28 protein-coding genes are annotated in these 25019 nt (G+C 59.0%); 17 read left to right on the forward strand and 11 right to left on the reverse strand.

Annotated features, from left to right (window positions below):
* Positions 1 to 4: 4 nt before the first annotated feature.
* Positions 5 to 1006 carry an LLM class flavin-dependent oxidoreductase gene (locus tag AB7M26_RS04780; RefSeq protein WP_123500564.1) on the reverse strand — a complete coding sequence of 334 codons (1002 nt, stop codon included), beginning with the start codon at positions 1004 to 1006 and terminating at the stop codon, positions 5 to 7.
* A gap of 238 nt (positions 1007 to 1244) precedes the next feature.
* Here AB7M26_RS04780 and AB7M26_RS04785 point away from each other — a divergent pair, with 238 nt between their 5' ends.
* Entirely contained in the window at positions 1245 to 1676 is a 432-nt protein-coding gene (locus AB7M26_RS04785) for an OsmC family protein (RefSeq protein WP_123500562.1), read from the forward strand.
* 168 nt (positions 1677 to 1844) lie between these two features.
* The gene (locus AB7M26_RS04790) at positions 1845 to 2078 is read left to right on the forward strand and encodes a DUF1161 domain-containing protein (RefSeq protein ID WP_123500560.1); all 234 of its coding nucleotides are present in this window, start codon (positions 1845 to 1847) and stop codon (positions 2076 to 2078) included.
* 6 nt (positions 2079 to 2084) lie between these two features.
* Here AB7M26_RS04790 and AB7M26_RS04795 read toward each other — a convergent pair whose 3' ends face one another.
* Together AB7M26_RS04795 and AB7M26_RS04800 are read right to left on the reverse strand one after the other, a co-directional pair.
* Complete coding sequence (locus AB7M26_RS04795) at positions 2085 to 2504, reverse strand: PA0061/PA0062 family lipoprotein (RefSeq protein ID WP_123500558.1); 420 nt, start codon at positions 2502 to 2504, stop codon at positions 2085 to 2087.
* A gap of 40 nt (positions 2505 to 2544) precedes the next feature.
* On the reverse strand, positions 2545 to 2961 hold the full coding sequence (locus AB7M26_RS04800) for a PA0061/PA0062 family lipoprotein (RefSeq protein ID WP_008008024.1): 417 nt from the start codon (positions 2959 to 2961) through the stop codon (positions 2545 to 2547).
* A 58-nt stretch (positions 2962 to 3019) separates the two neighbouring features.
* Here AB7M26_RS04800 and AB7M26_RS04805 point away from each other — a divergent pair, with 58 nt between their 5' ends.
* Positions 3020 to 4111 carry an aminopeptidase gene (locus AB7M26_RS04805; protein ID WP_123500557.1) on the forward strand — a complete coding sequence of 364 codons (1092 nt, stop codon included), beginning with the start codon at positions 3020 to 3022 and terminating at the stop codon, positions 4109 to 4111.
* A 112-nt stretch (positions 4112 to 4223) separates the two neighbouring features.
* On the opposite strand, the gene AB7M26_RS04810 is transcribed toward AB7M26_RS04805, so the two are convergent.
* Both AB7M26_RS04810 and AB7M26_RS04815 read right to left on the reverse strand, forming a co-directional pair.
* On the reverse strand, positions 4224 to 4874 hold the full coding sequence (locus AB7M26_RS04810) for an HAD family hydrolase (RefSeq protein WP_123500555.1): 651 nt from the start codon (positions 4872 to 4874) through the stop codon (positions 4224 to 4226).
* A gap of 45 nt (positions 4875 to 4919) precedes the next feature.
* Entirely contained in the window at positions 4920 to 5465 is a 546-nt protein-coding gene (locus AB7M26_RS04815; protein ID WP_123500553.1) for a gamma carbonic anhydrase family protein, read from the reverse strand.
* 62 nt (positions 5466 to 5527) lie between these two features.
* Here AB7M26_RS04815 and prlC point away from each other — a divergent pair, with 62 nt between their 5' ends.
* Both prlC and AB7M26_RS04825 read left to right on the forward strand, forming a co-directional pair.
* Entirely contained in the window at positions 5528 to 7618 is a 2091-nt protein-coding gene (gene prlC, locus AB7M26_RS04820) for an oligopeptidase A (RefSeq protein ID WP_185022244.1), read from the forward strand.
* Positions 7615 to 7902, forward strand: a complete 288-nt coding sequence (locus AB7M26_RS04825; protein ID WP_123500549.1) for a YheV family putative zinc ribbon protein — start codon at positions 7615 to 7617, stop codon at positions 7900 to 7902. Before prlC ends, AB7M26_RS04825 begins: the two co-directional genes overlap by 4 nt.
* A gap of 46 nt (positions 7903 to 7948) precedes the next feature.
* Here AB7M26_RS04825 and AB7M26_RS04830 read toward each other — a convergent pair whose 3' ends face one another.
* Positions 7949 to 8593, reverse strand: a complete 645-nt coding sequence (locus AB7M26_RS04830; RefSeq protein ID WP_123500547.1) for a phosphatase domain-containing protein — start codon at positions 8591 to 8593, stop codon at positions 7949 to 7951.
* 247 nt (positions 8594 to 8840) lie between these two features.
* Between AB7M26_RS04830 and AB7M26_RS04835 the strand changes: the two genes are divergently transcribed.
* The 3 genes from AB7M26_RS04835 (at position 8841) to AB7M26_RS04845 (ending at position 12486) form a co-directional block, all read left to right on the forward strand.
* Entirely contained in the window at positions 8841 to 9899 is a 1059-nt protein-coding gene (locus AB7M26_RS04835) for a PA0069 family radical SAM protein (protein ID WP_123500546.1), read from the forward strand.
* A 244-nt stretch (positions 9900 to 10143) separates the two neighbouring features.
* Positions 10144 to 10875: a carbonic anhydrase gene (locus AB7M26_RS04840; protein ID WP_008076209.1), complete on the forward strand. Its 732-nt coding sequence runs from the start codon at positions 10144 to 10146 to the stop codon at positions 10873 to 10875.
* 84 nt (positions 10876 to 10959) lie between these two features.
* Complete coding sequence (locus AB7M26_RS04845; RefSeq protein ID WP_123500544.1) at positions 10960 to 12486, forward strand: SulP family inorganic anion transporter; 1527 nt, start codon at positions 10960 to 10962, stop codon at positions 12484 to 12486.
* A gap of 121 nt (positions 12487 to 12607) precedes the next feature.
* Here the strand turns inward: AB7M26_RS04845 and AB7M26_RS04850 are convergent, their stop codons facing one another.
* On the reverse strand, positions 12608 to 13258 hold the full coding sequence (locus AB7M26_RS04850) for a hypothetical protein (RefSeq protein ID WP_063341985.1): 651 nt from the start codon (positions 13256 to 13258) through the stop codon (positions 12608 to 12610).
* A gap of 370 nt (positions 13259 to 13628) precedes the next feature.
* On the opposite strand from AB7M26_RS04850, the gene coxB reads away from it, so the two are divergent.
* The 4 genes from coxB to AB7M26_RS04870 all read left to right on the forward strand — a co-directional run bounded on the left by coxB (position 13629) and on the right by AB7M26_RS04870 (position 18027).
* Positions 13629 to 14756 (forward strand): cytochrome c oxidase subunit II, encoded by a 1128-nt coding sequence (coxB, locus tag AB7M26_RS04855; RefSeq protein WP_123500542.1) that lies wholly within the window; start codon positions 13629 to 13631, stop codon positions 14754 to 14756.
* An 82-nt stretch (positions 14757 to 14838) separates the two neighbouring features.
* Complete coding sequence (gene ctaD / locus AB7M26_RS04860) at positions 14839 to 16431, forward strand: cytochrome c oxidase subunit I (protein WP_050681399.1); 1593 nt, start codon at positions 14839 to 14841, stop codon at positions 16429 to 16431.
* A 117-nt stretch (positions 16432 to 16548) separates the two neighbouring features.
* Positions 16549 to 17106 (forward strand): cytochrome c oxidase assembly protein, encoded by a 558-nt coding sequence (locus AB7M26_RS04865; protein ID WP_063341987.1) that lies wholly within the window; start codon positions 16549 to 16551, stop codon positions 17104 to 17106.
* A 33-nt stretch (positions 17107 to 17139) separates the two neighbouring features.
* Complete coding sequence (locus AB7M26_RS04870; protein WP_123500540.1) at positions 17140 to 18027, forward strand: cytochrome c oxidase subunit 3; 888 nt, start codon at positions 17140 to 17142, stop codon at positions 18025 to 18027.
* A 16-nt stretch (positions 18028 to 18043) separates the two neighbouring features.
* On the opposite strand, the gene AB7M26_RS04875 is transcribed toward AB7M26_RS04870, so the two are convergent.
* Positions 18044 to 18247, reverse strand: a complete 204-nt coding sequence (locus AB7M26_RS04875) for a twin transmembrane helix small protein (RefSeq protein WP_030129650.1) — start codon at positions 18245 to 18247, stop codon at positions 18044 to 18046.
* A gap of 70 nt (positions 18248 to 18317) precedes the next feature.
* Between AB7M26_RS04875 and AB7M26_RS04880 the strand changes: the two genes are divergently transcribed.
* The 5 genes from AB7M26_RS04880 to AB7M26_RS04900 are packed head-to-tail and all read left to right on the forward strand — an operon-like array spanning position 18318 to position 22226.
* Positions 18318 to 19058 carry an SURF1 family protein gene (locus AB7M26_RS04880; RefSeq protein WP_123500538.1) on the forward strand — a complete coding sequence of 247 codons (741 nt, stop codon included), beginning with the start codon at positions 18318 to 18320 and terminating at the stop codon, positions 19056 to 19058.
* Positions 19024 to 19617, forward strand: coding sequence for a hypothetical protein (locus AB7M26_RS04885; protein WP_123500536.1), 594 nt, complete (start codon positions 19024 to 19026; stop codon positions 19615 to 19617). The genes AB7M26_RS04880 and AB7M26_RS04885 overlap by 35 nt, the downstream gene beginning before the upstream one ends.
* Positions 19618 to 19627: 10 nt before the next feature.
* The gene (locus AB7M26_RS04890) at positions 19628 to 20707 is read left to right on the forward strand and encodes a COX15/CtaA family protein (protein ID WP_123500534.1); all 1080 of its coding nucleotides are present in this window, start codon (positions 19628 to 19630) and stop codon (positions 20705 to 20707) included.
* Positions 20695 to 21594, forward strand: a complete 900-nt coding sequence (gene cyoE, locus AB7M26_RS04895; protein WP_123500532.1) for a heme o synthase — start codon at positions 20695 to 20697, stop codon at positions 21592 to 21594. The genes AB7M26_RS04890 and cyoE overlap by 13 nt, the downstream gene beginning before the upstream one ends.
* On the forward strand, positions 21591 to 22226 hold the full coding sequence (locus tag AB7M26_RS04900) for an SCO family protein (protein WP_063341991.1): 636 nt from the start codon (positions 21591 to 21593) through the stop codon (positions 22224 to 22226). The genes cyoE and AB7M26_RS04900 overlap by 4 nt, the downstream gene beginning before the upstream one ends.
* Positions 22227 to 22397: 171 nt before the next feature.
* Here the strand turns inward: AB7M26_RS04900 and AB7M26_RS04905 are convergent, their stop codons facing one another.
* Genes AB7M26_RS04905 through AB7M26_RS04915 form a run of 3 tightly spaced genes read right to left on the reverse strand, consistent with a single transcriptional unit; the run spans position 22398 to position 24913 of the window.
* Positions 22398 to 23171, reverse strand: a complete 774-nt coding sequence (locus AB7M26_RS04905; protein WP_123500530.1) for a MetQ/NlpA family ABC transporter substrate-binding protein — start codon at positions 23169 to 23171, stop codon at positions 22398 to 22400.
* 60 nt (positions 23172 to 23231) lie between these two features.
* Positions 23232 to 23906, reverse strand: coding sequence for a methionine ABC transporter permease (locus AB7M26_RS04910; RefSeq protein ID WP_123500528.1), 675 nt, complete (start codon positions 23904 to 23906; stop codon positions 23232 to 23234).
* Positions 23906 to 24913 (reverse strand): methionine ABC transporter ATP-binding protein, encoded by a 1008-nt coding sequence (locus tag AB7M26_RS04915; protein ID WP_123500526.1) that lies wholly within the window; start codon positions 24911 to 24913, stop codon positions 23906 to 23908. The genes AB7M26_RS04910 and AB7M26_RS04915 overlap by 1 nt, the downstream gene beginning before the upstream one ends.
* Positions 24914 to 25019: the final 106 nt, after the last annotated feature.

Raw genomic sequence — 25019 nt, forward strand, 5'->3', positions numbered from 1 at the left:
CGCCTCAGCCCTTCATGACCTGCGCCAGCAGCTCATAGGAATGCACGCGATCGGCATGTTCGTACAGGTCACAGGTAAAAATCAGCTCATCGGCCTGCGTCTGTTCGATCAGCACTTCCAGCTTGGCGCGAATTTTCTGCGGGCTGCCGACCATGGCAAGGCCAAGGAAATCACCGACCGCTTCTTTCTCATGGGGCAGCCACAGACCGTCCATGGTCTTCACTGGCGGGCGTTGCACCAGGCTCTGGCCACGCATCAACGCGAGAATCCGCTGGTAGACCGAAGTGGCCAGGTAATCGGCCTGCTCATCAGTGTCTGCAGCCACCAGTGGCACGCCGAGCATCACGTAAGGCTTATCCAAAACCGCCGAAGGCTTGAAGTGGTTGCGGTAGACGCGAATCGCCTCATGCATGAAGCGCGGTGCGAAATGTGAAGCGAAGGCGTAGGGCAAACCGCGCTCACCCGCCAACTGCGCACTGAACAGGCTCGAACCCAACAACCAGATCGGGACATTGGTGCCGGTACCCGGCATGGCAATGATCCGCTGGTCTGGCGTACGTGGGCCGAGGTAGCGCATCAGTTCAGTCACGTCTTGCGGGAAGTCATCGGCACTGCCGGAGCGCTCACGGCGCAAGGCGCGAGCGGTCATTTGATCGGATCCAGGCGCGCGACCCAGGCCCAGATCGATCCGCCCCGGATACAGGCTTTCAAGGGTGCCGAACTGCTCGGCGATCACCAGTGGCGCGTGGTTGGGCAGCATCACGCCCCCCGACCCGACACGAATGGTCGAAGTGCCGCCAGCCAGATAGCCCAGCAGGACCGAGGTCGCCGAACTGGCGATCCCGTCCATGTTGTGGTGTTCGGCGACCCAGAAGCGGTTGTAGCCGAATTTTTCCACGTGCTGCGCCAGGTCCAGGGAATTGTGCAGGGACTGGGCCGCACTGCCGTTCTCCCGCACGGGCACCAGATCCAGGGTCGAGAACTTGATATCGGATAGTCGTTTCATAAACCTGCTTCTCCAATGGGTAAGCAGGTTTTTTCACGAACGAAAACCTGCCGAGTCTATAAGCGTGTTCTATGCAATGAGGGCATATACCCGAGTTTCAATAGGAGAGACAAAAATCCTACGCGATTAGAGGACCGATCAGATGAGGTGAACTTTGCCGGACGGTCTATCCTCAGAACCCTGGTAACCGAAAACCACGAAGGCGCGACGTTTCGCGCCGGATCTTGAGGAGGCAGACATGGCTATCACAAAGAAAGCATCGGCTCATTGGGAAGGTGATCTGAAAACCGGTATCGGCTCGATTTCCACGGAAACCGGCGTCCTCAGAGAAGCCCCCTACGGCTTCAAGGCCCGTTTCGAAGGGGGTAAAGGCACCAATCCGGAAGAGCTGATCGGCGCGGCTCACGCGGGCTGTTTCTCCATGGCATTTTCAATGATTCTTGGCGAGGCCAACCTTAAGGCCGACAGTATCGACACTACTGCCGAAGTTACCCTGGACCAGGTAGACGGAGGCTTTGCAATCACCGCGGTAAAACTGATTCTCAAGGCGAAAATCCCCGGGGCGACCCAGGCGCAATTCGAGGAACTGAGCAATAAAGCCAAAGAAGGCTGCCCGGTGTCCAAAGTGCTGAATGCGAAAATCAGTCTGGATGCGACGTTGGTCAGCTGATAATAATGGTTGATACGCTCGCTGAGATCGCAGCCTTCGCGGGCTCCCTTGCGCAGGTTGCGGTCTTTTTTTGTCCTGAAACATAACCTGACTGACAAAACTGTGGTCGAATAAATGACAGCAGCTTCAGCGCATCACCATGCGCGCTGCCTTAAGGGAGCTTCAACCATGAAACGTTTTGCCTTGGCGGTTATCTGTTGCACGCTGGCCACATCGGCCCTCGCGGCACCGAAATCTTGTGAGGAACTCAAAGCCGAGATCGAAGCCAAGATCCAGTCCAATAACGTCTCGTCCTACACCCTGGAAATCGTCACCAACGACGAAGTGCACGATCAGAACATGGTCGTCGGTTCATGCGAAGGCGGCACCAAGAAAATCATCTACCAAAAAAATGACCGTTGATTCGTCTCACATGACGCAGTTGGCCAGCCGATCTTCGGCGACAACTTCCCGCTTGGCATTGTAGAGCCGGGCGCTGGGAGTGAACGCTATAGAACGCGCTTCCAGCAGGTAACGCTGGCCGGCCTCGAAATGGTCGTAGTTGATGGTCAGGTAGCACAGCCGCTCCAGCGGAGCATTCATCAAGCCCGAGCCACCACCAAATACTTCAAAATCGAAACGTACTCTCAGTTCATGGCTACCCGGGGTGACCTGGAAGTAACGCCCGTCGCTCAGCCGCTGATTGTCCAGCCGATCGGCCATCAGCAGTTTCCCGCCGGGGCTCGGCGTAGCGAAGTCGACCCAGGCCATCTGCGGATTGACCGCCGGTAACGGACTCGTGCAACCGACAAAGGCGCCTGCAGCGAGCAACAGCAACAACCTGCGCATGATGAATTTCCCAAGGACTGATCATTCAGCATAGCGTCGATCAAGTACGTTGGCAGCCTGCCGGTGTGCCCTGTCCAATCACTTTTCGCTGTTGATCATAGAGCTTCGCCCACGGCCGAAAGCCGATATACCCCGCTTGCAGCTGATACCGCTGACCGGCGTTGAAGTCCTTGAATTTCACATTCAACTGGCAGTCGCGCCACAGCGGCTCGGCGTCGGGGCCAATGTTGGTCGGCTGGACTGCAAACAGGTAGCGAACCGTCAGCTCATGGCTGCCCGGCTGCACCTCGAAGTAGCGCTTATCGATGGAAGCCTTGTCATCGACTTCCACCGCTTGCAGCGCGGTGTCTTCCTGCCGTGAATCCAGATCGATCCATGCCTGCGAAGGATCAGGGGTGGGCAGTCCAGCACAACCGGCCAGCATCAGCAGGCCTCCCGTCAGCATCAACTTGCGCATAGCGGAGCTCCAATAGGCGGGATAGTCTTGCGGGCAGACTTTCCAGGGATGATTCATTTTGATCAGGCCGCGTCCAAGCCTTGGGTTACTTGATCGCGTTTTACGCATTTTGTTTCCGGGGATGCTTCTTTTGTTATTTAACGGCTGCACCAGCATCAGCTATTACGGCCAATTGGCCAGTGGTCAGCTGCACTTGCTGCGGGCACGGGAGCCGGTTTCCAGTGTGATTGCCGATCCCGGTCGCGATCAGCAATTGCGCGCGCATCTGGCCCAATCACAAAAGGCCCGGACATTTGCGAGCCAACACCTGCACCTGCCGGACAACCAGAGCTACCGCCTGTATGCCGACATTGGCCGACCGTTTGTAGTCTGGAACGTCTTTGCTACGCCGGAGTTTTCGCTGAAGCCGCAGAACCATTGCTTCCCAATCGCAGGCTGCGTCGCCTATCGCGGGTATTACAGCCAGAGTGCTGCCCGCGGTGAGGCCGCTTTGCAACGATTGCAAGGTATGGACGTGTCGATTGGCGGCGTCGAGGCCTATTCGACGCTCGGTTGGTTCAACGACCCGATCATGAGCTCAATGATGGGTTGGGGCGACGAACGGTTGGCCACGCTGATTTTCCACGAACTCGCCCATCAACGTTTTTATGTGAAAGACGACACCGAGTTCAACGAGTCCTTCGCCACCTTCGTCGAGCAGGAGGGCACTCGCCAATGGCGTGCATTCCGTGGCCTGCCACCGGATAACCGAGCGTTGGAGCAGCAACGCGATCAGTTCATCCAATTGGTTCTGGACGCCCGCAAGAGACTGGAACAGCTTTACGCCTTGCCGCTTCCTGCCGAGCAAATGCGCGAGCGAAAAGCAGCAGAGTTCGAACAATTGCGCCGTGAATACCGGACGCTACGCGACAGCCAATGGGCGGGGAACAAACGCTACGATGCCTGGATCAACACCCCGATGAACAATGCTCGACTGTTGCCGTTTGGTTTGTATGACCAATGGGTGCCGGCGTTTGCCGCGCTATTCAGACAGGTCGAGGGGGATTGGGTGAGGTTTTATGCGGCGGTGGAGAAATTGGGCGCGTTACCGGTCGGGGAGCGTAAGGCGGCGTTGAAAGTGTTGGCCGGATCAGCGAGGTCCGGTGGCTGAGCGGACCTCTTCGCGGGCAAGCCCGCTCCCACATTAGATCGGTGTATGCCAATGCCCTTTGGCCAGACATAAAACCCTGTGGGAGCGAGGCTTGCCCGCGAAGGCAATTCAACTAACGCTGCAAAAACGCCTGATGCATCTGCTCCAGCGTCTCGAAGTGATACGCCGGGGCTTCTGCGCTCAATTCTTCCCGACTGCCAAACCCATAACCCGCCGCCGCTGCGTCCAGTCCATTGCTGCGGGCGCCGATCAGATCGTGTTTACGGTCGCCAATCATCAGCGTATTACCCGGGTCCAGGCCTTCTTCGCTCATCAAGTGGGCAATCAGCTCGACCTTGTTGGTCCGCGTGCCATCCAGCTCGCTGCCGTAAATCACTTTGAAATACTTTGCGAAGTCGAAGTGCCGGGCGATTTCCCGGGCGAAAACCCATGGCTTGGAAGTCGCGATGTACAGCTGTCGCCCTTGCCCAGCCAGGGTTTCCAGCAGCGGCGTGACGCCGTCGAACACGCGGTTTTCATACAGACCGGTGACCTTGAAGCGCTCGCGATAGAAGTTCACGGCTTCCCAGGCCTTGGGCTCGTCGAAGTCGTAGAACTGCATGAACGCCTGCAACAACGGCGGGCCTATGAAATGTTCAAGCCTTGTCAGGTCCGGTTCATCGATCCCCAGTTTGCTCAGGGCGAACTGGATGGAGCGGGTGATGCCTTCACGCGGGTCAGTCAGCGTGCCATCGAGGTCGAACAGTACGGTTTGGTAATGCATGAAAATTCCTGGGCAATAGGGAGGCACTTTCCATTATCAAGCGGCTTAGAGCTGGTCGTAGCCTTCAGCCAGATGCAGATCCTTGAGCTTCACGTAGTTCGCCGCGCTGTAGGTGAAAAAGGCTTTTTCCTTGTCAGTCAGCGGCCGGATCTGTTTCACCGGGCTACCAACATAGAGGAAACCGCTTTCCAGGCGCTTGCCCGGGGGTACCAGGCTGCCAGCGCCGATGATCACATCGTCCTCGACTACCGCGCCGTCCATGACGATGCTGCCCATGCCGATCAGAATCCGGTTCCCCACGGCGCAACCATGAAGCATGACTTTATGCGCGATGGTCACATCGTCACCGATCAGCAGCGGGAAGCCATCGGGGTTGAATGGTCCGGCGTGGGTAATGTGCAACACGCAGCCGTCCTGCACGCTGGTGCGCACACCGATTCGGATGCGGTGCATGTCGCCGCGGATCACTGTCAGCGGCCAGACGGAGCTGTCTTCGCCGATTTCGACGTCGCCGATCACCACCGCCGAGCCGTCGACAAAGGCGCCTTTGCCCAGCAGCGGCGTGTGGTTCTGGTACTTGCGAAGGGTCACGATAGGCTCTCTCTCTTTTGCTGATAGCTGCGGTGAGCGTCGATTGTAATTAAGATGGGGCCATGTTTCTTCCCGCATGTTTTCCAGCCAAGGTGCCAACCGTGAGCGTGAACAATCCTCTTCTGCAGTCCTACGACCTGCCGCCGTTCTCGGCGATCCGTGCCGAACACGTGCAACCGGCCATTGAAAAGATCCTGGCTGACAACCGCGCTGCCATCGTCGACATCCTGAAAATCCAGGGCACACAACCGACCTGGGCCGGCCTGGTGCTGGCGATGGATGAGCTCAACGATCGTCTGGGCGCCGCCTGGAGCCCGGTCAGCCACCTCAATGCCGTGTGCAACAGCGCCGAGTTGCGCGAAGCCTACGAGTCCTGCCTGCCGGCCCTGAGCGCCTACGCCACCGAGCTGGGCCAGAACCGTGAACTGTTTCAAGCCTATGAAGCGCTGGCCAACAGCCCTGAGGCCGCCGGTTTCGATGTGGCGCAGAAAACCATCCTGGAACACGCTTTGCGCGACTTCCGTCTGTCGGGTATCGACCTGCCTGAAGCCGAACAAAAACGTTATGCCGACGTGCAGAGCAAACTGTCGGAGCTGGGCAGCCGCTTCTCCAACCAGTTGCTCGACGCCACCCAGGCCTGGACCAAGCACGTCACCGACGAAGCCGCCCTCGCCGGTCTGACCGAGTCGGCCAAGGCGCAAATGGCCGCCGCCGCACAAGCCAAAGAGCTGGATGGCTGGTTGATCACCCTGGAATTCCCGAGTTACTACGCGGTGATGACCTACGCCCAGGACCGCGCCCTGCGTGAAGAAGTCTATGCCGCCTACTGCACCCGTGCGTCGGACCAAGGCCCGAATGCCGGTCAGAATGACAACGGCCCGGTCATGGAAGAAATTCTCGACCTGCGTCAGGAACTGGCAAAACTATTGGGCTTCACCAGCTTCTCGGAGCTGAGCCTGGCCACCAAAATGGCCGAGTCCAACGATCAGGTGCTGAGTTTTCTGCGCGACTTGGCCAAACGCAGCAAGCCGTTCGCCGCCCAGGATCTGCAACAGCTCAAGGCCTACGCCGCCGAACAAGGTTGCCCGGACCTGCAAAGCTGGGACAGCGGTTTCTACGGTGAAAAACTTCGCGAACAACGCTACAGCGTCGCCCAGGAAACCCTTCGCGCGTACTTCCCGATCGACAAGGTGCTGGGTGGGCTGTTCAGCATCGTCCAGCGCCTGTACGGCATCGAGATCGCCGAGCTGAAGGGCTTCGACACCTGGCACCCGGACGTTCGCCTGTTCGAAATCAAGGAAAACGGCCAGCACGTCGGTCGTTTCTTCTTCGACCTGTATGCCCGCGCCAACAAACGCGGCGGGGCCTGGATGGACGGCGCCCGCGATCATCGCCGCACGATCAATGGCGTGCTGCAAAGCCCGGTGGCGAACCTGGTGTGCAATTTCACCCCGGCCGACAGCGGCAAACCGGCCCTGCTGACTCACGATGAAGTGACCACCCTGTTCCACGAATTCGGTCATGGCCTGCATCATCTGCTGACCCGCGTCGAGCATGCAGGCGTGTCTGGTATCAATGGCGTGGCCTGGGATGCGGTCGAGCTGCCAAGCCAGTTCATGGAAAACTGGTGCTGGGAGCCGGAAGGTCTGGCGCTGATTTCCGGTCATTACGAAACCGGCGAACCATTGCCTCAGGATCTGCTGGAAAAAATGCTCGCGGCGAAGAACTTTCAGTCCGGCCTGATGATGGTCCGCCAACTGGAGTTCTCGCTGTTCGACTTCGAATTGCACGCCACCCACGGCGACGGCCGCAGCGTGCTGCAAGTGCTCGAAGGCGTGCGTGACGAGGTCTCGGTCATGCGTCCGCCGGCCTACAACCGCTTCCCCAACAGCTTCGCCCACATCTTTGCCGGTGGTTACGCGGCGGGTTACTACAGCTATAAGTGGGCTGAAGTACTGTCGGCCGATGCCTTCTCGAAATTCGAAGAAGACGGCGTGCTCAATGCCGAGACCGGTCGCGCCTTCCGCGAAGCGATCCTGGCGCGGGGCGGTTCTCAGGAACCAATGGTGCTGTTCGTCGACTTCCGTGGCCGTGCACCATCGATTGACGCACTCTTGCGCCACAGCGGCCTGAGTGAGGACGCAGCAGCATGAGTGAGGGACCTGTGATTACCAAAAAACGCTTTATCGCCGGGGCGGTCTGCCCGGCCTGCAGCGAGCCGGACAAGTTGATGATGTGGAGCGAAAACACAGTTCCGCATCGCGAGTGCGTGGCCTGCGGTTATTCCGACACGCTGAATGAACAAGGCCTGTCGGTGCCCAAGGAATTGGGCACGCGGGTCAATACTTCGGCACTCAAGGTGCCGGACGCCAAGGTTCAGGCCGTGCAGTTTTTCCCGAACCCGAAGTTGAAGAAGAAACCAGACGAGCAACACTGAGTACCGAAAATCACCTTCCACTGCGCAATGCAGTGGGAGGTATTACTCACTCGACATGGGCCGATTTGAACCAGTTCTTCATCGAACAACTGGCAAACGGACTGGTGCTGCAATCACCATTGGCCAGCGCCGTACGAAGTTTGTCGATATCGGCCTGCATCATGTAACGCACACCATCCTTGAAATGCGTGCTGTCACCAAAGCCGCCTTGGGTCATTTCATTCAGCGCGTCTTCCTTACTCCAACCCTGCACAACCACCCGGTACATTGCGGCCATCAGGCCGGTGCGATCAGAGCCGTGCTTGCAGTGCATAAGCACAGGGCCTTTGGCTTCGGCGGTCTGAATCGTGCGAAGGGCCTTGAGTACGTCCGCATCATCCACGTGATTGGTGCGATAAGGCAGCTGTACCTGTGCGATACCTGGTGTGGATAACCAGCGTGAATCCGATTCGGGCAGGAAGTTGATAACGGTTGCGACCTTGAGCCTTTTCAGCAACGGCACCGCTCCCCGGTCCGGCAATGCGCTGCGATAGAGCGTCGGGGACATTTGATAGAGGTTGTATTGCACCTCGACTGATTGAGCCCACTCTGCGGGGCGAGGCAAAGCAGTGTCGTCAGCGAATACCGGTGTCAGGTTGAAAAATGCGATCAGCGATAGGCCCATCACAGAGATATAACGCAGTAGGGACATGCTCGGGCGACCGTTCAGGGAGAGGCTGGATATTGGCGTCGAGATTGCACCTTGAACGGTCAAAGGGCTGTGAGGGAGGTGTCAATGAAACGTGAAACGATTCTGCCGGGATTGCCTGACAGCCCATGAGCGTCGAGTTCCGGTTCTTCACTATCTTCCAGATCCAGTACTTCATTCGCCGAACGGCACTAGCCCGCCGACAATCCTCGAGATACTGTATGCACATACAGCAATCAGGACCTCTCCCATGAATGCGCCATTGCCCCCTCGCGGCCGCGGCACCGCCACCAACCCGCACAACCGCTTCGCGCCTAACCGTTCAGTGGCCGAAGACGACGGTTGGTATCAGGAAGCGCCGATCACCCAAGGCACCGAGGTGCGCATCGAGACGGCAAAAACCATCATCACCCGCAATAACTCGCCAGACCTGCCGTTCGATCGCTCGATCAACCCCTATCGCGGCTGCGAGCATGGCTGCATCTATTGCTATGCACGGCCCAGCCACGCCTATTGGGATCTGTCCCCGGGGCTGGATTTCGAAACCAGACTGATCGCCAAGACCAACGCCGCCGACGTGCTGGAAGAACAACTGTCCAAACGCGGCTATCAATGCGCGCCGATCAACCTTGGCTCCAATACCGACCCTTATCAGCCGATCGAGCGCGAACACAAAATCACCCGTAAAACCCTGGAAGTGCTGCTGCGTTACCGCCACCCGGTGACCATCATCACTAAAGGCTCGCTGATTCTTCGCGATCTGGACTTGCTGGCTGAACTCGCCGAGCAAAGGCTGGTGGCGGTAATGATCAGCCTGACCACGCTGGATGATGAACTCAAACGTATCCTCGAACCGCGCGCCGCGGCACCCAAGGCACGGCTGCGGGCGATCCGGGTGATGCGCGAGGCCGGTATTCCTGTGGGGGTCTTGTGTTCCCCCATGATTCCGATGATCAACGACAGCGAACTCGAAAGCCTGCTGGCCGAAGCTCATGCTGCGGGTGCCCAGAGTGCGGCCTACATGATGTTGCGCCTGCCGCTGGAAGTGGCGCCGCTGTTCGAAGAATGGCTGGCCGCCCACTATCCTCAGCGTGCAGCTCATGTGTTGAGCCTGATCCGCCAAAGCCGTGGGGGCGAGCTCTACGACAGCCGATTCGGTGCCAGAATGCGCGGTGAAGGGCCGTTTGCCGACCTGTTGGCACAACGCTTTGCCAAAACCATCAAACGCCTGGGGCTCAATCGTCGGGAAGGTTTCAATCTGGATTGCGAATCCTTTTGTCCGCCGGGCCGCCAAATGTCGTTGATTTAAGGACAATTGGCCCTATGGTTGAGTAGTGAACACGACACCGCGTTTCGCGCCGGTCACGTTTTTTGTGACCTGGAACACTCGTTCTAGAGCGTTTTATTCAGTTTGAGTTAAGTTTCAACGGCTACCTTGTTCATCGAGTGACTGATGGGTCTGGCTCTTCGACCTGGATGTTTTTTAAACAGCCACTGGCTTCACACCGGACAAAACGGGAAAATTCCCCTGACTCCGCCAAAGAGGATGAATCATGAGTGACAAGGATAAACAGCCGTTGGCTGCGTCGGCTTCAGCCCAACCCGAGGCGGAAACCGCCGATGCAGCGCTGCAGCATATCGTTGACGGCTTTTTGCACTTTCATCACGAGATCTTTCCGCAGCAGGAAGAACTCTTCAAAAAACTCGCCACGGCCCAGCGGCCTCGGGCGATGTTCATCGCGTGTGCCGATTCACGCATCGTTCCCGAACTGATTACCCAAAGCGCTCCCGGCGACTTGTTCGTGACCCGCAACGTCGGCAACGTCGTGCCGCCCTATGGGCAAATGAACGGCGGTGTTTCCACGGCCATCGAATACGCGGTGCTGGCCCTCGGCGTACAGCACATCATTATCTGCGGGCACTCTGACTGTGGCGCCATGCGTGCAGTGCTCAACCCGCAGAGCCTGGAAAAGATGCCGACGGTCAAAGCCTGGCTGCGTCATGCCGAAGTGGCGAAAACCATGGTCCAGGACAACTGCCATTGCACGGATGAAAACGAGAGCATGCACATCCTCACCGAAGAGAATGTGATTGCTCAGTTGCAACATTTGCGCACGCACCCATCAGTGGCCTCACGCATGGCAAACGGTCAGCTGTTTATCCATGGCTGGGTCTACAACATCGAAACCAGCGAAATCCAGGCTTACGATGCGGATCAGGGTTGTTTCCTGCCGCTCGATGGCAGCCATCCCATTCCGGTGGCGACGCCCAAAGCGCGCTTCTAAATCCTCCTAAGTATGGTTTAGCCGAGGCTGCCGATCTGGCGGCACGGCTTTGCCACGCCTGAAAAAAACTCCGGGAGAGTCACAATGCGTGCCGCTCAACTAAAAGCTGTTCTGCCACGGGAGCTGCTGGCTTCGGTGGTTGTATTTCTGGTCGCCCTGCCCTTGTGCATGGGCATCGCCATCGCCTCGGGGCTGCCGCCGTCCAAAGGCCTGATCACCGGCATTATCGGGGGCCTGGTAGTCGGCTGGCTTGCCGGTTCGCCGCTGCAAGTCAGCGGCCCGGCAGCGGGTCTGGCGGTATTGGTGTTCGAACTGGTGCGCCAACATGGCATTGCCATGCTCGGGCCGATCCTGCTGCTGGCGGGTTTTCTGCAATTGGTGGCCGGGCGTTTGAAACTGGGTTGCTGGTTTCGGGTCACCGCTCCAGCGGTGGTGTACGGCATGCTCGCCGGGATTGGGGTGCTGATCGTGCTGTCACAGGTGCATGTGATGCTCGATGCCGTGCCCAAGCCTTCGGGGCTGGATAACCTGGCAGCCTTCCCCGCTGCGCTGATTCAGGCTTTGCCGTCGTTTGGCTGGCAGGCGGGTTTGCTCGGACTGTCGACCATTGCCGTGATGTGGCTGTGGGAAAAATTCCGCCCGCACTCCCTGCGTTTCGTTCCCGGAGCATTACTGGGGGTTGGTCTGGCAACGGTCGCCAGCCTGGTGCTCGCATTGCAAGTCAAACGTGTGGAAGTTCCGGCCAACCTGGCGGAAGCCATCGATTGGCTGCGCCCGGCGGATCTGCTCAATCTCGCAGACCCGGCCTTGCTGATCGCTGCCTTCGCCGTGGCCTTTATCGCCAGCGCCGAAACCCTGCTCTCGGCCGCCGCCGTGGATCGCATGCACAGCGGTCAGCGCTCGGACTTCGACCGCGAATTGTCGGCGCAAGGTGTGGGCAACATGCTCTGCGGGTTGCTCGGTGCGCTGCCGATGACCGGGGTGATTGTGCGCAGCTCGGCCAACGTTCAGGCCGGCGCCACCACCCGACTGTCGACGGTGTTTCATGGCCTGTGGTTGCTGGCGTTCGTGTTGCTACTGTCGAGCGTGCTGCAAAGCATTCCGGTGGCAAGTCTGGCGGGGGTTCTGGTTTACACCGGTTTCAAACTGGTGGATCTCAAGGCCTTTCGCGGTCTGGGCCGTTATGGCCGGATGCCGATGTTCACCTATGCGGCGACCGCTTTGGCAATCATCTTCACCGACCTGCTGACCGGCGTGCTGATCGGCTTCGGCCTGACGCTGGCCAAACTGGCCTGGAAGGCTTCGCGCCTGAAAATCAGCCTGATCGACTTGCCGGCAGACGGCGAGATGGAGCTGCGACTGGTGGGGGCGGCGACCTTCCTCAAGGTACCGGCGCTGACCCAAGTGCTGGGGAGCATTCCGGCAGGTGCAACGGTGCATGTGCCGCTCAATAACCTGAGCTACATCGATCACTCGTGTCTGGAGTTGCTTGAGGAGTGGGGCCGGGCCAATGCGGCGAAGGGTTCGAAGCTGTTAATCGAAGCGCGGGGGTTGAAGCGCAGGCTTGAAGGACGGTTACGTACCACAACCGGAGTAGGCTCAGCCGCTTAAAAACAATGTGGAAGCGGGCTTGCTCGCGAATGCGGTCGATCATTCAACATTAATGTCGACTGATCCGCCGCTTTCGCGAGCAAGCCCGCTCCCACAGGTGTTCAATTGCTACCGTGTTAAATCAAGCCGCTGGCTGATCCAGCTCAAGGCCCACGCCCAATTGGCGCGACAGGCACGGCCAGCGCTTCCACGCGGCGCCGGTGTCCGGGCTGTTGAGTTTCTCGCGGTAGGCTTCTACCGACTCCAGCGCGAAACTTTCATCGTTAAGCATCTCGTCCACAGCGTGATGCACTGCCTCATCCAGTTGATTGGCAAATTCCTCGCCGATCAGTTGGTGGGCAATCAGGTTGGCAACTGTCATGTCCAAGGGGATCAATGGCTGGCCAAAATGCTTGATGTACAGATCGTTGACCTCTTCGACCAACCGATGCGCCAGATAGGCTTCGTCCAGCAGGCTGTCCAGGCCCACGTGACCGGCCATGATTGCTGGCGGCTGGAGGAAGAACTGCTCGGCGATTTTCAGCACCGGTTTGATCTGTGACTCGATGCCCGCTTCCCTGGCAACTTCATTGGCTGCGTCCAACAGGTCCGGCACTTGTTCTATATACGCGGCCACAAAACGCGTCATTACGCCGTTGGCATCGACATCCGGTAATTGGATGGCGGAGTGAAGGTGCGGCAGTTGGGTTTCCAGTTGTCGAGTTAACAGGCCGGTCTCGGCCTCGTGTTGTTGGGCTTTTTGGATCTGCTCGCGCAATGCGGCGGTGTTCATGAAAACTCCAGGAAACAAGGCAATGAAATAGGGAAGACATAACTTAGCTGGCTTATGAAAAAGCCTAAGACGCATTTGTCATAATTATTTCATCCTTGAGACATCTACGTTATATCGATTTGCCACCACTCGTCTGCATCCTTCTCCATTCGTGACATGGAACGCAAGTCCAACCTGTTTCAGTCGATTTACGTCATCGCATTGCGAGGTGGCAGTCGCTGTCTATACTCGGATCTGAATGGAGTTAGCTGATGACGCCCGACTGCATATGCAGCAAGGCTCGGCGATTCAAGTTCGTAGTCTGAAAAAGCCGCTCCCTTGCCGCAGGTGAAAGCCGGCGGGATAAAAAGAACTATAAGGGGAACCCGCAATGATGCGACATCCACATGTCTGGATGGGCCTCCTGTTGTGGTCGATTTTCAGTCAGGCGCAAGCGGCCTGGACTGTGAATATGGCGCCTGGAGCGACTGAAATCAGTCACGCAGTATTCGACCTGCACATGACCATTTTCTGGATCTGTGTAGTGATCGGCATCATCGTCTTCGGCGCCATGTTCTGGTCGATGATGGTCCACCGCCGCTCTACCGGGCAGGTGGCCGCAAAATTTCATGAAAGCACCACCGTCGAAATTCTCTGGACCATCGTGCCCCTGCTCATTCTGGTGGCCATGGCGGTTCCCGCAACCGCCACCCTGATCCAGATGTACGACAACACTGAGCCGGATATCGATATCCAGGTCACTGGTTACCAGTGGAAGTGGCACTACAAGTACCTGGGTCAGGACGTCGAATTCTTCAGCAACCTGAACACCCCCGCCGATCAGATCAACAACAAGGAAACCAAGGGCGAGCATTACCTGCTGGAGGTCGACAAGCCGCTGGTGCTGCCGATCGGTGCCAAAGTGCGCTTTCTGGTGACTTCCGCCGACGTCATCCACTCCTGGTGGGTGCCGGCCTTCGCGGTCAAGCGCGATGCGATCCCGGGCTTCGTCAATGAATCCTGGACCCGTGTCGAAAAGCCCGGCATCTACCGTGGCCAGTGCGCCGAACTGTGCGGCAAGGATCACGGCTTCATGCCCATCGTGGTCGAGGTCAAGGAAAAGGCCGATTACGAAACCTGGCTGGGCGAGCGCAAGGCGGAAGCTGCGCAGCTCAAAGAGCTGACCAGCAAGGAATGGACCCTCGACGAGCTCAAGGAGCGCGGTGACAAGGTCTATCACACCACCTGCGTGGCCTGTCACCAGGCTGAAGGCCAGGGCCTGCCGCCGATGTTCCCGGCACTCAAGGGCTCGAAAATCGCCACCGGGCCGATCAAGGATCACCTGAACATCGTTTTCCACGGCAAGCCCGGCACCTCCATGGCGGCGTTCGGCAAACAGCTGTCGGAAGTCGATATCGCAGCAGTCGTGACCTACGAGCGTAACGCCTGGGGCAACAACAAAGGCGACATGGTCACCCCTAAAGAAGTGCTGGAGCTGAAACAGGCGGAAAGCAAATGACCCGGTTAATTGCGCATGTAAGGAACCGCTCGGGGCATGAAGCCCCGGCCCGCCCAGCCCATCCGTTTGCAGGAGACAGGACATGACTGCTGTAGTCGATGACCATGTTCATACCGGCACCGCCCACGCCCACGGCCCCGCCAAAGGCCTGATGCGCTGGGTGCTGACCACCAACCACAAGGATATCGGCACGCTGTACCTATGGTTTGCGTTCTCCATGTTCCTGCTGGGTGGCTCGTTCGCCATGGTAATCCGTGCCGAACTGTTCCAGCCGGGACTGCAAATCGTCCAGCCGGAATTCTTTAACCAGATGACCACCATGCACGGTCTGGTGATGGTGTTCGGCGCGGTGATGCCGGCTTTCGTAGGCCTCGCCAACTGGATGATCCCGTTGATGATCGGCGCGCCGGACATGGCCTTGCCGAGGATGAACAACTTCAGCTTCTGGCTGTTGCCGGCAGCATTCCTGCTACTGGTATCGACCCTCTTCACCCCTGGCGGCGGGCCGAATTTCGGCTGGACCTTCTATGCCCCGCTGTCGACGACCTATGCGCCGGAAAGCGTGACGTTCTTCATCTTCGCCATCCACTTGATGGGGATCAGTTCGATCATGGGGGCGATCAACGTGATCGCGACCATCCTCAACCTGCGTGCCCCCGGCATGACGCTGATGAAAATGCCACTGTTCGTCTGGACTTGGCTGATCACCGCGTTCCTGCTGATTGCAGTGATGCCCGTGCTGGCCGGCTGCGTGACGATGATGCTGATGGACATCCACTTCGGCACCAGTTTCTTCAGTGCCGCCGGTGGCGGAGACCCGGTGTTGTTCCAGCATGTGTTCTGGTTCTTCGGTCACCCCGAGGTGTACATCATGATCCTGCCGGCCTTCGGTGCCGTCAGCTCGATCATTCCGGCCTTTTCGCGCAAGCCATTGTTCGGCTACACCTCGATGGTCTACGCCACGGCGAGTATTGCGTTCCTGTCGTTCATCGTCTGGGCGCACCACATGTTCGTGGTCGGCATTCCGCTGGTGGGCGAGTTGTTCTTCATGTACGCAACGCTGCTGATCGCGGTGCCCACCGGGGTCAAGGTGTTCAACTGGGCCAGCACTATGTGGCAAGGCTCGCTGACCTTCGAGACGCCGATGCTGTTCGCCGTGGCGTTCGTCATTCTGTTCTCCATTGGCGGGTTCTCCGGGTTGATGCTGGCCATCGCCCCGGCGGACTTCCAATACCAGGACACCTACTTCGTGGTCGCGCATTTCCACTACGTACTGGTGCCAGGGGCGATCTTCGGGATCTTCGCCTCGGCCTACTACTGGCTGCCCAAATGGACCGGCCACATGTACGACGAAACCCTCGGCAAGCTGCACTTCTGGCTCTCGTTCATCGGCATGAACCTGGCGTTCTTCCCGATGCACTTCGTGGGCCTGGCGGGCATGCCGCGACGGATTCCGGACTACAACCTGCAATTCGCCGACTTCAACATGGTGTCGTCGATCGGTGCGTTCATGTTCGGCGCCACGCAGATCTTCTTCCTGTTCATCGTGATCAAGACCATTCGCGGCGGCGAGCCGGCACCGGCCAAACCGTGGGACGGCGCCGAAGGCCTGGAGTGGAGCATTCCGTCGCCAGCGCCGTATCACACCTTCACCACGCCGCCGGAAGTGAAATGAAACGCCTCGGTCCTGTGGGAGCTGGCTTGCCTGCGATAGGGCCAGCGCGGTGTGTCAGACATACCGCTATCGCGGGCAAGCCCGCTCCCACAGGATCGTGGGTGGAGGTTGGAAATCATGGCTGATTCGATTTCGATGAAGAAACTGGTCACTCGCCTGTTGCTGGTGGTGGTGGCGATGTTTGTCTTCGGCTTTGCCCTGGTGCCGATCTACGACGTGATGTGCCAGGCGTTCGGCATCAATGGCAAAACCTCCGGACAGTATGAAGGCGAGCAAACGGTCGACGTCTCGCGGCAGGTTCGCGTGCAGTTTCTGTCGACCAACGCCGCCGACATGGCCTGGGATTTCTATCCCAAGGGCGATGAACTGGTCGCGCACCCCGGGGCGGTGAACGAGATGATTTTTATCGCCCATAACCCGACTGATCGCCCGATGAGTGCTCAGGCAGTGCCGAGCATCGCGCCCAGCAACGCAGCCGCGTACTTCCACAAGACCGAATGTTTCTGCTTTACCCAGCAAGTGCTGCAGCCCGGTCAGCGAATCGAGATGCCGGTACGGTTCATTGTTGACCGCGACATGCCCAAGGAAGTGAAGCACCTGACGCTGTCCTACACGCTGTTCGACATCACCGCACGTCATCCGCCCGTGGCTGTTGCAGCAAGCACCGGCGGCTAGACGTTAAAGCGTGCCCGATAAGGAGAACAATAAATGGCAACTCATGAACATTATTACGTTCCGGCCCAGAGCAAATGGCCGATTATCGCCACGGTCGGCATGTTCGTCACGGTGTTCGGCCTGGGCACCTGGTTCAACGACCTGAAGGCTGCGCGGCCGGAATCCCACGGTCCGCTGATCTTTTTCGTCGGCGGATTGCTGCTGGCCTACATGCTGTTCGGCTGGTTCGGCACGGTGATCAAGGAAAGTCGCCAAGGGTTGTACAGCGCACAGATGGACCGTTCGTTCCGCTGGGGCATGAGCTGGTTCATTTTCTCGGAGGTGATGTTCTTCATCGCCTTTTTCGGCGCGCTGTTTTATGTGCGCAACATCACGGGCCCGGCACTGGGCGGTGAAGGCACCAAAGGCCTCGCTCACATGCTGTGGCCGACGTTCGAATTCACCTGGCCGCTGCTGAACAACCCGGACCCGAAACTCTTTCCTCCCCCCAAGGAAGTCATCAGCCCCTGGGGCCTGCCGCTGCTCAATACCGTGCTGCTGGTGAGTTCCAGCGTCACCGTGACCATTGCTCACCACGCCTTGAAGAAGGGCCATCGCGGCGCACTGAAAATCTGGCTGGCGCTGACCGTGTTGCTCGGTTGCGCGTTCCTCGGTTTCCAGGCCGAAGAATACCTGCACGCCTACCACGAACTGGGCCTGACTCTGGGTTCCGGCATCTATGGCGCGACCTTCTTCATGCTCACCGGTTTCCACGGCGCCCACGTGACCATCGGCACGATCATTCTGTTCGTCATGCTGATGCGGATCATGCGCGGGCACTTCGATGCCGACCATCAATTCGCCTTCGAGGCGGCGAGCTGGTACTGGCACTTCGTGGACGTGGTGTGGATCGGTCTGTTCGTTTTCGTCTATGTGCTCTGAGCCTTGGCTTTCATGACTACCAAGGCACGTGAGACACCAACTGCCCGCTGAAAAAACCCCAGGCGATCAAGCCGACAGTGGTGGCGGCCAGCGCAACACGAACACTCAAGGCGATGACCAGGCGATTCGAGTGGCTGTCGTCCTTGACCAGAAAAAACAGGCCGCTGAACAGGCTGACAACCGTGGCAATCAGCATCAGGACGATGGCTGCTTTGAGCATGGTGACACTCCGGGGGACAGGCGATGCATTTGAGTATAGCTATCGCGATTACCGACTTTCTGGCAACGCCATGAAACGCTTCCGGCCGGGCCTCTTGCCGACCCTGGTGGTCGCGATGCTGCTGCCTTTGCTGGTGTCACTCGGTTTCTGGCAGTTGAGCCGGGGCGCGGAGAAAAGCGCGCTGCTGCAAAGCTACGCCGAGCGCCGGGCGGCCGAACCGATGGCCAGCACTGAACTGCAACACACCGAAGATCCGGCCTTCCGCCGGGTTCGCCTGCACGGTCAGTTCGATGCCGAACATAGCCTGCTGCTGGACAACCGTCAGCGCGACGGCAAGGTCGGGGTCGAGCTGCTACAACCGTTCCAGGACCGGGCAACCGGGCTCTGGCTGCTGGTCAATCGCGGCTGGTTGCCGTGGCCGGATCGGCGCACACCGCCGTCATTCACCACACCGACTCAGGCATTGAGCCTCGACGCCTGGGTCTACGTTTCCCCCGGCGCAACGTTCCAATTGCATACCGACCCAGACACCACGACCTGGCCACAACTGGTCACCGCCATTGAACCGGCCAGGCTCTGGGCGGCGCTTGACCGTGATGGTTTCGCCTACGAATTACGCGCACAAAGCGGCCCCGCGACCTACCAGGCCGATTGGCCGGTGGTGGCCATGGGGCCGGAAAAACACTTGGCTTATGCCGTGCAGTGGTTCGCCCTGTCGATAGCCCTGCTCGGCCTTTACCTCTATCTCGGCTGGCACAACGCAAAGGAGAACAATAATGGGAGCGGCCATGAATCCACTCGGCATGTCTGAGGCGAAAACGCCGGTAAATCGTCGGCGCGGGCGCTTGCAGTTGTTACTGATCCTGTTGGGCGTGGTGGGTCCGATGATCCTCGCCACCGGCATGTACAAATTGCAGTTCTGGGTGCCGGAGGGCCGCAGTTATCACGGTGAACTGATCGGCAATGGCCAGACCCGCGCCGACATCGGCGTACCGGCGCAAGAAGACCGCTGGCAGTTGCTGGTGACAGCGCCCAAGGACTGTTCGGTGGACTGCCAGCAGCTGGTGTATCTGGCGCGCCAGATCCAGATCGGCCTCGGTCGCGATGCCTCCCGCGCCAGCCATGCGCTGGCCATCGCACAGCCGCTGAACAGCGATTACGAGACTAAACTTCAACGTGAGTACCCGCAGCTGCAACGTTATTCCCTGGACCCGCCGACCTACAGCAAAGGCGCTCAGAGCAATGACACCCCGCACCTGTGGATCATCGACCCTCACGGCAACCTGGTGCTGCGCTACGACCCGACGGTGAAGGGCAAGGACCTGCTCAACGACCTGCGCCATTTGCTGAAACTGTCGAACATCGGATAAGGGCATCGTCATGGCCAAACCTGGATTTCGCCTCGCGCTGTTTGCCACCTTGCTGGCACTGATTGTGGTGTTGCTCGGCGCCTACACCCGCCTGACCCATGCAGGTCTTGGTTGTCCGGACTGGCCCGGCTGCTACAGCTTTATCAGCGTGCCGAACAGCGAAGCCCAACTGGCCCATGCCGAACTGCACTTCCCCGACGCGCCGGTGGAAGCCAACAAAGGCTGGAACGAGATGCTTCATCGCTACTTCGCCGGCACATTGGGGCTGCTGATCGCGGTGCTGGCGGGCCGCGCCTGGACCCATCGTCATCATCCGGGGCAGCCGGTGAAACTGCCGTTGTTTGTCCTGGCGGTGGTGCTCGCCCAAGCGGCATTCGGCATGTGGACGGTGACGCTCAAGCTCTGGCCGCAAGTGGTCACCGGGCATTTGCTCGGCGGCTTTGCGACCTTGAGCCTGTTGTTTCTGTTGACCCTGCGCCTGTCCGGCGTGTTGCCGGCGCTGACCGTGCCACGGCGTTTGCAGCACTGGGCAACCGCCGGATTGCTGCTGGTGATCCTGCAAATTGCCCTGGGTGGCTGGGTCAGCTCCAATTACGCGGCGGTAGCCTGCATCGATTTTCCAACCTGCCACGGGCAATGGCTGCCACCGACTGATTTCGCCAACGGCTTTCACCTGACCCAACACATCGGCCCCAATTACCTGGGCGGGCAACTGGACAGCGATGCCCGCACCGCGATTCACCTGACTCACCGTATCGGCGCGCTACTGGTCACCCTCGTTCTGCTCGGTCTGGCCTGGCAACTGAAGGCCGTCGGCATGACGCGCCTGGCCGCCATGGTGCTGATCGCCCTTGCCGCACAAATCACCCTGGGCATCAGCAATGTGGTGTTCCACTTGCCGCTGCCGGTGGCCGTCGCCCACAACGCCGGCGGTGCAGCGCTGTTGCTGACGATGGTGCTGGTCAATTATCACGCGCGAACCAGCCTGGTTCGGGTCAAGCATCAGCCCCCAGTACGCTGGCGTCTCAGCCTGCGTAAACACTCGGCCGGGCCCATAACAATAAAAGGAGAAATGCCATGGCGACCCTGATCGGCGAACGTCACAGTCAGGCAATCTGGCGCGATTACCTGGAGCTGACCAAGCCGAAAGTGGTGGTGCTGATGCTCATCACCTCGCTGGTCGGCATGTTCCTCGCGACGCGCGCCGGGGTGCCGTGGACGGTGTTGGTGTTCGGTAATCTGGGGATTGCTTTGTGTGCCGGCGGTGCGGCGGCGGTCAACCATGTGGTGGACCGGCGCATCGACGCGGTCATGGCCCGAACTCGCAAGCGGCCCTTGGCCGAAGGCCGGGTTTCTCCAACCGCTGCGCTGACTTTCGCGCTGGTGCTGGCGGTGCTCGGCCAGGCTTTGCTGCTGGCCTTCACCAACCCGTTGACGGCATGGCTGACCCTCGCCTCCTTGCTCGGTTATGCCGTGGTTTACACCGGCTTCCTGAAACGCGCGACGCCGCAGAACATCGTCATCGGCGGCCTCGCCGGTGCGGCCCCGCCACTGCTCGGCTGGACCGCCGCCACCGGTCATGTCAGCGCCGAACCGTTGCTGCTGGTGTTGATTATCTTCGCCTGGACTCCACCGCATTTCTGGGCGCTGGCGATTCACCGCAAAGAGGAATACGCCAAGGCTGACATTCCGATGCTGCCGGTGACCCATGGCGAGCACTACACCAAAGTCCACATCCTGCTTTATACCTTTGCGCTGCTGGCCGTCAGCCTGATGCCCTACGTGATCCACATGAGCGGCGTGCTCTACCTGATTTGTGCCCTCGTACTGGGCGCGAGGTTTCTGCAATGGGCCGTGGTGCTGTACCGTGGCACTCGGCCGCACGCGGCGATCAACACGTTCAAGTACTCTATTTACTACTTGTTCCTGCTGTTTATCGCGCTGCTCGTAGACCACTACTTACTGTTGAACCTATGACTCGAACCCAGAAAACCGTCTTCATTCTCGTCGCCTTGATCGCGCTGATCCTGGGCCTGACCATCAATAAAGTTCTGACCGGAAAAAACCAGGGCGACCCGACGGCACTGATCGATGCGGGGATCATCCTGTTGCCCCAAAGCCGTAACCTGCCGGACGTGAAGATGACCGATCAGGACGGTAAGCCGGTGGCGATCAACGAGCTGAAAGGCAAATGGAGTGTGTTGTTCTTCGGCTACACCTTCTGCCCGGACATCTGCCCGACCACCCTCGCCCAACTGCGGCAGATCAAGAGTGAACTGCCGGCGGATGCTGTGGACAAGTTGCAGGTCGTTTTGGTCAGCGTCGACCCGAACCGCGACACGCCCAAGCAACTCAAGCAATACCTGGGCTACTTCGATCCACAGTTCATCGGGCTGACGGCATCCTCGGTCGAAGACCTTCAGAAGCTGGCCAATGCGGTGAGTATTCCGTTTATTCCGGCGGACACCAGTAAGCCGAACTACACCGTCGACCACAGCGGCAACCTCGCAGTGATCGGGCCGGACGGGACTCAACGCGGGTTTATTCGTGCACCGTTGAACAATCAGAAGCTGGTGGCGCAGTTGCCGGTGATGCTCAAGCGCGAATAACCAACGCAATACCCTGTGGGAGCGGGCTTGCCCGCGATGGCGGCCCGACATTCAACATCTGTTTTGGAGCTGATGGCCCTATCGCGGGCAAGCCCGCTCCCACAAGGTCGGTGTTTCAGGCAAAAAAATGGGGCGCATTCAATGCGCCCCATTTTTCGTTAAAGCTTCAAATCAGAACGCCGGCACTACCGCGCCTTTGTACTTCTCGAGAATGAAGGCTTTCACTTCCGGGCTGTGCAGGGCAGCAACCAGTTTCTGCATCGCGGCGCTGTCCTTGTCGTCCGGACGGGCAACGAGGATGTTCACGTACGGCGAGTCACTGCCTTCGATGACCAGCGCGTCCTTGGACGGATCAAGCTTGGCTTCCAGCGCGTAGTTGGTGTTGATCAGCGCCAGGTCGACCTGGGTCAGCACGCGCGGGATGGTCGCGGCTTCCAGTTCGCGGAATTTCAGGTCCTTGGTGTTCTCGGTGATGTCCTTCACGGTCGACAGGATGTTGTTCGAATCCTTCAACTTGATCAGGCCAGCCTTCGCCAGCAGCAACAGCGCACGACCGCCGTTGGTGGCGTCGTTCGGAATCACCACGTTGGCGCCGCCCGGCAGCTCGGTCAGCGCTTTGTACTTGCTGGAGTAAGCGCCCAGCGGCTCCAGGTGTACACCGGCAACGCTGACGAGGTTGGTGCCCTTGGCTTTGTTGAACTCATCCAGGTACGGCTGGTGCTGGAAGAAGTTGGCGTCCAGACGCTTCTCGGCCACCTGCACGTTCGGCTGGATGTAGTCGGTGAAGACTTTGACCTTCAGGTCCACGCCTTCTTTGGCCAGGGCCGGTTTAACGAACTCGAGGATTTCCGCGTGAGGCACCGGGGTGGCCGCGACGGTCAGGGTGTCGGCAGCGTGTGCGGAAAAGGCTGCAACGGCAGCGAACGCGACGAGTAGTTTTTTCATTCAGCTAACTCCTTGTGAGGCGCCCGTTTGGCGCCTGCCAGCGAATGGCCGGCTCATGACTTATTTACGTGAGAAGTGGACAACCAATTTGTCGCCAACGGTTTGCAGCACTTGAACCAGCATCAGCAGCAACACCACCGTCACAACCATCACATCCGTCTGGAAACGCTGGTAACCGAAACGGATCGCCAGGTCGCCCAGACCGCCAGCGCCGACCACACCGGCCATTGCCGTGTAGGACACCAGTGTAATCGCTGTCACCGTAATCGCCGCGAAGATGCCCGGGCGGGCTTCCGGCAGCAAAGCATTGATGATGATCTGACGTGTCGTTGCGCCCATGGCCTGGGTCGCCTCGATGATGCCGCGATCCACTTCACGCAAGGCGGTTTCCACCAGTCGTGCGAAGAACGGCGTGGCACCCACCACCAAGGGTGGAATCGCACCGGCGACACCCAGGGAGGTGCCCGTGATCAACACGGTGAACGGAATCATCACAATCAGCAAAATGATGAATGGCAACGAACGCAGAATGTTCACCACCAGCGACAACATCGCGTACACGCCTTTGGCTTCCAGCAACTGGCGCGGGCTGCACAGGAACAACAGCACGCCCAGCGGCAGGCCCAACAGCACGGTGAATAGCAGCGAACCGCCGAGCATCAGCAGGGTGTCGCCGGTAGCCAGCCAGATTTCGTACCAGTCGATATTGGAAAAGAAACTCATCAGGACTTCCATCAGCGCAGCACCTCCATATGGACGTCAGCTGCGGTGAAGTGAGCAAACGCCGCTTCCATGTCGCCACCGGTGACGGCCAGGGTCAATTGCCCATAAGGGACGTCTTTGATGCGATCGATGCGACCGGCCAGGATGCTGTAGTCCACGCCCGTTTCCCGGGCGACGGTACCCAGCAACGGCGCGTAGGTCGCTTCGCCCTGGAAGGTCAGACGCACGATACGCCCCGGTACGTGAGCGAAGTCGTCGCGCTGTTCGCTTTCGTCGATTTGCTCGTCTTCCTGCACGAAGCGCTTGGTGGTCGGATGCTTGGGATGCAAGAACACCTCGGCCACCGAGCCTTGCTCGACGATCTTGCCGGCATCCATCACCGCCACCTGATCGCAGACTCGACGGATCACATCCATTTCGTGGGTGATCAGGACGATGGTCAGTTTCAGCTCGCGGTTGATCTCGGCCAGCAGTTGCAGGACCGACGCCGTGGTTTGCGGGTCCAGGGCACTGGTGGCTTCATCGCACAACAGGATTTTCGGTTTGGTCGCCAGGGCGCGGGCGATGCCGACACGCTGCTTCTGACCGCCGGACAATTGCGCCGGGTACTTTTTCGCATGGTCAGCCAGGCCGACCCGCGCCAGCAACTCCGCCACACGCCGGTCGATTTCGCTACGGGACAGTTCACCGGCGAGGGTCAGCGGCAGCGCGACATTGTCGGCCACGGTTTTGGAGGCCAGCAGGTTGAAGTGCTGAAAAATCATCCCGACCTGCTGACGGAAGCGCCGCAGGCTATTGGCATCCAGCGCGGTGACTTCTTCACCATCGACGATGATCTTGCCGCCACTGGAGTTTTCCAGGCGATTGATCAGACGCAGCAGGGTACTTTTTCCCGCGCCGGAATGGCCGATCAGACCAAAGACCTGACCATTCTCAATCGTCAGACTGGTCGGATGCAGGGCGGGAATATCCTTACCGGCGACGCGGTAAGTTTTGTGGACGTTTTGAAACTCGATCACGTAGCGAACCTTGTGGGGCGCGTTAGAAAAGGATCAGCGGTTAGCCGGGCGCGCATTTTAGCCTGTCCGTATAGAGGTTCTTAGCATTTATTTCGCATTCAACCAG

It is taken from the genome of Pseudomonas sp. F-14 TE3482 (assembly GCF_053629455.1).

Coding starts and splice junctions, on each gene's coding strand:
- AB7M26_RS04780 (WP_123500564.1), bottom strand. CDS start 1,006: ATGAAACGACTATCCGATATCAAGTTCTCGACCCTGGATCTGGTGCCC.
- AB7M26_RS04785 (WP_123500562.1), top strand. CDS start 1,245: ATGGCTATCACAAAGAAAGCATCGGCTCATTGGGAAGGTGATCTGAAA.
- AB7M26_RS04790 (WP_123500560.1), top strand. CDS start 1,845: ATGAAACGTTTTGCCTTGGCGGTTATCTGTTGCACGCTGGCCACATCG.
- AB7M26_RS04795 (WP_123500558.1), bottom strand. CDS start 2,504: ATGCGCAGGTTGTTGCTGTTGCTCGCTGCAGGCGCCTTTGTCGGTTGC.
- AB7M26_RS04800 (WP_008008024.1), bottom strand. CDS start 2,961: ATGCGCAAGTTGATGCTGACGGGAGGCCTGCTGATGCTGGCCGGTTGT.
- AB7M26_RS04810 (WP_123500555.1), bottom strand. CDS start 4,874: ATGCATTACCAAACCGTACTGTTCGACCTCGATGGCACGCTGACTGAC.
- prlC (WP_185022244.1), top strand. CDS start 5,528: ATGTTTCTTCCCGCATGTTTTCCAGCCAAGGTGCCAACCGTGAGCGTG.
- AB7M26_RS04825 (WP_123500549.1), top strand. CDS start 7,615: ATGAGTGAGGGACCTGTGATTACCAAAAAACGCTTTATCGCCGGGGCG.
- AB7M26_RS04830 (WP_123500547.1), bottom strand. CDS start 8,593: ATGTCCCTACTGCGTTATATCTCTGTGATGGGCCTATCGCTGATCGCA.
- AB7M26_RS04835 (WP_123500546.1), top strand. CDS start 8,841: ATGAATGCGCCATTGCCCCCTCGCGGCCGCGGCACCGCCACCAACCCG.
- AB7M26_RS04840 (WP_008076209.1), top strand. CDS start 10,144: ATGAGTGACAAGGATAAACAGCCGTTGGCTGCGTCGGCTTCAGCCCAA.
- AB7M26_RS04845 (WP_123500544.1), top strand. CDS start 10,960: ATGCGTGCCGCTCAACTAAAAGCTGTTCTGCCACGGGAGCTGCTGGCT.
- AB7M26_RS04850 (WP_063341985.1), bottom strand. CDS start 13,258: ATGAACACCGCCGCATTGCGCGAGCAGATCCAAAAAGCCCAACAACAC.
- coxB (WP_123500542.1), top strand. CDS start 13,629: ATGATGCGACATCCACATGTCTGGATGGGCCTCCTGTTGTGGTCGATT.
- ctaD (WP_050681399.1), top strand. CDS start 14,839: ATGACTGCTGTAGTCGATGACCATGTTCATACCGGCACCGCCCACGCC.
- AB7M26_RS04865 (WP_063341987.1), top strand. CDS start 16,549: ATGGCTGATTCGATTTCGATGAAGAAACTGGTCACTCGCCTGTTGCTG.
- AB7M26_RS04870 (WP_123500540.1), top strand. CDS start 17,140: ATGGCAACTCATGAACATTATTACGTTCCGGCCCAGAGCAAATGGCCG.
- AB7M26_RS04875 (WP_030129650.1), bottom strand. CDS start 18,247: ATGCTCAAAGCAGCCATCGTCCTGATGCTGATTGCCACGGTTGTCAGC.
- AB7M26_RS04880 (WP_123500538.1), top strand. CDS start 18,318: ATGAAACGCTTCCGGCCGGGCCTCTTGCCGACCCTGGTGGTCGCGATG.
- AB7M26_RS04885 (WP_123500536.1), top strand. CDS start 19,024: ATGGGAGCGGCCATGAATCCACTCGGCATGTCTGAGGCGAAAACGCCG.
- AB7M26_RS04890 (WP_123500534.1), top strand. CDS start 19,628: ATGGCCAAACCTGGATTTCGCCTCGCGCTGTTTGCCACCTTGCTGGCA.
- cyoE (WP_123500532.1), top strand. CDS start 20,695: ATGGCGACCCTGATCGGCGAACGTCACAGTCAGGCAATCTGGCGCGAT.
- AB7M26_RS04900 (WP_063341991.1), top strand. CDS start 21,591: ATGACTCGAACCCAGAAAACCGTCTTCATTCTCGTCGCCTTGATCGCG.
- AB7M26_RS04905 (WP_123500530.1), bottom strand. CDS start 23,171: ATGAAAAAACTACTCGTCGCGTTCGCTGCCGTTGCAGCCTTTTCCGCA.
- AB7M26_RS04910 (WP_123500528.1), bottom strand. CDS start 23,906: ATGGAAGTCCTGATGAGTTTCTTTTCCAATATCGACTGGTACGAAATC.